Below are 2,126 nucleotides of genomic sequence, written 5' to 3' on the forward strand. Positions count from 1 at the left end.
GTATACCGTCTGATAGCGCTCGCGGTTCTCCAGCTTTTCCTTTATATAAGGGGGGAGAGGCATCTGTCCCACGTCCTCAAGGGCTGTAAAGAAGTTGCCCTCACATTGGAACTGTACGATACGGTTTCCGTCGTCCTTGACCTCAGCGACTTCGGCAATGAGCCTGCCGTTTCCGAATGAAAAGCGTGTTCCGACCTTGGCTTTCTTGCCTGGACGGCATATTATCTCCCAGCGCTTGTCGCCCTTCTGCTCAAGCAGAAGAAACTCGATAAAGGTCTGATTGCCTATTTTCTCGCCGTAAAGCCTTGCAGGGATAACTCTTGAATCATTCATTACCAGCAAGTCACCCTCTCTTAGGTGCTCGCATAGATTATAGAAGTGGTCGTGGGTTATTGCTCCCGTCTGTCGGTCAACGCACATCATGCGTGAGGCATTTCTCGGCTCTATGGGAGTCTGCGCAATGAGCTCCTCGGGAAGCTCATAGTAAAAATCCGATTTAAGAAGTTCCAATTTTATTCTCCTTTTATTTTCAGAGTGCGGAGGTACTGCTTGTGCTCATCTGTTACGCGGAAGCTCTCAACAGCCTTCTGTATGGTCTTGTTGTGAGTCCACTTATCAAGGCGCTTCTGCTCTATGTAAGGAAGCACCTCGCCGTAATTCTTAGCAAGTGCAGTTGCAAAGTACCACGCACGCATCATATTAATATAATACTCATCTGAAATGACCGCAGCAGCTCTGTCAGCATATTCAGTGAGAAAGTTTTCGCCGAGAAAATGCCGCATCAGTACGCCTATGGCAAATCTGATACTGTAGGTGAGCCCCGAGCTTATCCATTTATCCACATAGGGGATAAGCTCACTGCGGTGCTTTGCGAAAACCTTCGGACAAAGCTGGTCACATGTCGCCCAGTTGTCAACATATGGCAAAAAGGCTTCTGTCAGCATGATACAGCGGGAAAAGTCCTTCTCCTCCGATATGATGAAAGCATGGAGCTGGTCCTCTTCAAAGTATCTGTGCGGCAGCTCACTGAGAAATTCATCAGTATCACTGCGCTTCCGCATTTCCTTGGCAAGCTTCTTCAACTCGGGAGTTTTTATGCCGATGAAGTGGTCAGTGCTGTGGTCAGGAACGAGCTTCTGCATAAATACAGCGTATTTTTCATTTTTCATCCCGAAAAGGACCTCTTCTGTATCAGTGAGGATACTCATGGCTGCCGTCCTTTCAAATATTTTTTGTAAAATTTCCGAAAACTGTTGACAACACGCTGCTAAAGTGATATTATAGTTACAAGGTAGAGGCGCGGCTGCGAAAAGTACCTGTGCACGGGACCACCTGTCCTATGGTGTACAGCGAAAGGCAATGCCGCCGAAGAGCTGTCTTTGGTAGATTCAGCTCTGGCTGTATGCTCAACAGGTATACAGCTGTCATCATGCTTTTGATGGAGAGCTATCGGCATATTTATATTTGATATGTCAACATTTCTATTATAACGCATGATGAGCCGGTTTGCAACCGGTTTTTATTATTTTCTGCAAATTTTTATTAAGGAGAGGTAAATATGAAACAGTATAATGTTGGTATTATAGGCGCTACGGGCATGGTCGGACAGCGTTTTGCAACACTGCTCGAAAATCACCCGTGGTTCAATGTAAAGGTGCTGGCTGCTTCACCGAGAAGCGCAGGTCAGACATATGAGGAGGCTGCGGGAAGCCGCTGGAAGATGGCAGTTCCCATGCCCGCTTCCATGAAGGATATGGTCCTTATGGACGCTACGGGCGATATCGAGAAGATCGCAGGCATGGTGGATTTCTGCTTCTGTGCCGTTGATATGAAAAAGGATGAGATAAAGGCTCTTGAAGAGGCTTACGCAAAGGCTGAGTGCCCTATCGTTTCAAATAACTCCGCTCACAGATTTACTCCCGATGTTCCTATGGTAGTTCCCGAGATAAATCCCGAGCACATCGAGATAATCAAGGCTCAGCGTCAGCGCCTCGGCACAAAGAGAGGATTTATTGCTGTAAAGTCAAACTGCTCTATACAGAGCTATGTTCCCGCACTTCACCCCCTCAGAAAGTTCGGTCTGAAGAATGTCCTCGCCTGCACATATCAGGCAATTTCGGGCGCAG

3 protein-coding genes and 1 riboswitch are annotated in these 2,126 nt (G+C 47.3%); of the genes, 1 reads left to right on the plus strand and 2 read right to left on the minus strand.

Features of this window, described 5'->3' with window-relative positions; all coding sequences use genetic code 11:
* Window positions 1-510: S-adenosylmethionine:tRNA ribosyltransferase-isomerase (locus K5677_RS03830; RefSeq protein WP_296724866.1), on the minus strand; the 510-nt coding region annotated here is incomplete at its 3' end.
* Between the two features lie 2 nt (window positions 511-512).
* Window positions 513-1,208 carry a DNA alkylation repair protein gene (locus tag K5677_RS03835; RefSeq protein WP_296724868.1) on the minus strand — a complete coding sequence of 232 codons (696 nt, stop codon included), beginning with the start codon at window positions 1,206-1,208 and terminating at the stop codon, window positions 513-515.
* A gap of 76 nt (window positions 1,209-1,284) precedes the next feature.
* Window positions 1,285-1,457: riboswitch (Lysine riboswitch) on the plus strand.
* A 101-nt stretch (window positions 1,458-1,558) separates the two neighbouring features.
* Between K5677_RS03835 and K5677_RS03840 the strand changes: the two genes are divergently transcribed.
* On the plus strand, window positions 1,559-2,126 hold a 568-nt coding region (locus K5677_RS03840; protein WP_296724870.1), incomplete at its 3' end, for an aspartate-semialdehyde dehydrogenase.

It is taken from the genome of Ruminococcus sp. (assembly GCF_024684275.1).